We start from the raw sequence: 2,011 nt of genomic DNA on the forward strand, positions 1-2,011 counted from the left end.
GTTCTGGGTTGATGATTTCCACGTCGTGCGGAGTCTGGATGTCGGCGGCAGTGACTGGGCCTTCGCCGTCTTTGCGCAGGCTCAGCGTGACTTCGTCGCGGTTGTGAAGCTTGAACACCACACCCTTGAGGTTCAACAGGAYGTTGACGACGTCTTCCTGCACACCGTCGATGGACGAGTACTCGTGCAGGACACCTGCGATGGTGACTTCGGTGGCGGCGTGGCYGACCATGGAAGACAACAGTACGCGGCGCAGCGCGTTGCCCAGCGTATGGCCGTAGCCACGCTCAAACGGTTCCAGAGTCACCTTGGCGCGGTTGGCGCCAAGCTGCTCAACATTAATGGTTTTTGGTTTCAACAAATTGGTCTGCATGCAGTCTTCCTCTCAATACCCTCGGTTCGTTACACCGATAAGGCCGGCGAAGCACACCCTGGCGATACGGTGCCCCGTATCGCAGGAACGAAAAATTAGCGTGAGTACAACTCGACGATCAACGATTCGTTGACGTCGGCGGCAAACTCGTCGCGATCGGGTACCTTCTTGAAGGTGCCTTCTCCCTTGTCGGCGTTCACATCGACCCAGGCGGGCAGGCCGACCTGTTTTGCAAGCTCAAGGGCTTCCGTGATGCGGGTCTGCTTCTTCGACTTGTCGCGTACGGCAATGATGTCGCCGGCCTTGACCATGTACGAAGGAATGTTGACAGATCCGCCATTGACCGTGATGGCCTTATGCGAAACCAGCTGGCGCGCTTCAGCACGGGTCGAACCGAAGCCCATGCGATACACAACGTTGTCCAGACGCGACTCAAGGATGAACAGCAGATTGGCGCCGGTATTGCCCTTGCGACGATCCGCTTCTTCAAAATACCGGCGGAACTGCTTTTCGAGCACGCCATACATGCGCTTGACTTTTTGCTTTTCGCGCAACTGCAAGCCGAAGTCGGAAGTACGGGTACCGGAGGTACGACCGTGTTGACCCGGCTTGGAGTCGAATTTGGCCTTGTCGCTGATGGCGCGGCGTGCGCTCTTCAGGAACAGGTCGGTGCCTTCACGGYGGGATAGTTTGGCCTTGGGGCCTAGGTAACGTGCCACTTGAATGTCCTTTTGTCATCTGCTGCAATGAATTGCAGGAGCCGGAGGTCGTAACCTGCGGCGGTGGGCTTGGTAAAAATGCCTGGTATCTGACGGGCTGAAACAACCCGCCGGATGCCTGGGCACGGGGAATTAAATGCGGCGGCGCTTTTGCGGGCGGCAGCCGTTGTGCGGAACCGGGGTCACGTCGGCAATCGAATTGATCCGGATGCCGAGTGCGCCCAAAGCGCGAACAGATGATTCACGACCTGGACCAGGACCCTTGATTTCGACGTCAAGATTCTTGATGCCTTGCTCAATGGCGGCACGACCTGCCACTTCGGAAGCGACCTGCGCTGCGAAAGGGGTGGATTTGCGCGAACCTTTGAAACCCTGACCACCGGAAGACGCCCAGGACAAGGCATTGCCCTGGCGATCCGTGATAGTGATGATCGTGTTATTGAAAGAAGCGTGGACGTGGGCGATACCATCGGCCACGTTCTTGCGAACTTTCTTGCGAACGCGTTGTGCGGCGTTATTGCTTGGTGATTTTGCCATGACGACCTCTCAATTATTTCTTCAAAGCTGCAGCGGCCTTGCGCGGGCCCTTGCGGGTACGGGCATTGGTCCGGGTGCGCTGGCCACGCATGGGCAGGCCGCGACGGTGGCGGAAACCACGGTAGCAACCGATGTCCATCAGGCGCTTGATGTTCATCGTGGTTTCACGACGCAGGTCACCCTCGATGGTGAACAGGGCGATCTGCTCACGGATTTTTTCCAGGTCGCCATCGGTCAGATCTTTGACCTTTTTGGCGTAAGCGATGTCACATGCTTCGCAAATTTTGCGAGCGCGCGTGCGACCGATGCCAAAGATAGCAGTCAAGCCGATTTCGGCATGTTGCTGCGGCGGAATATTGATACCAGCGATACGAGCCATGTT

At 57.2% G+C, this 2,011-nt stretch carries 3 protein-coding genes and 1 pseudogene; all 4 read right to left on the reverse strand.

The window, feature by feature from the left end; all coding sequences use genetic code 11:
* Window positions 1–373 (reverse strand): annotated as a pseudogene (locus AC1D1X_RS21735) (DNA-directed RNA polymerase subunit alpha); the annotation flags it as partial.
* A gap of 95 nt (window positions 374–468) precedes the next feature.
* A complete protein-coding gene (gene rpsD / locus AC1D1X_RS21740; protein WP_477699159.1) occupies window positions 469–1,092 on the reverse strand; it encodes a 30S ribosomal protein S4 in 624 nt (207 codons plus the stop codon).
* 132 nt (window positions 1,093–1,224) lie between these two features.
* On the reverse strand, window positions 1,225–1,629 hold the full coding sequence (gene rpsK, locus AC1D1X_RS21745; protein ID WP_007869288.1) for a 30S ribosomal protein S11: 405 nt from the start codon (window positions 1,627–1,629) through the stop codon (window positions 1,225–1,227).
* Window positions 1,630–1,642: 13 nt separating this feature from the next.
* The gene (gene rpsM / locus AC1D1X_RS21750) at window positions 1,643–2,008 is read right to left on the reverse strand and encodes a 30S ribosomal protein S13 (RefSeq protein ID WP_074579313.1); all 366 of its coding nucleotides are present in this window, start codon (window positions 2,006–2,008) and stop codon (window positions 1,643–1,645) included.
* Window positions 2,009–2,011 lie beyond the last annotated feature (3 nt).

This window comes from Polaromonas sp. P1_G4 (assembly GCF_056405475.1).

What these genes read in the sequence shown, in the direction of transcription:
- rpsK (WP_007869288.1), bottom strand. Translation starts at nt 1,629, where the DNA reads ATGGCAAAATCACCAAGCAATAACGCCGCACAACGCGTTCGCAAGAAA.
- rpsM (WP_074579313.1), bottom strand. Translation starts at nt 2,008, where the DNA reads ATGGCTCGTATCGCTGGTATCAATATTCCGCCGCAGCAACATGCCGAA.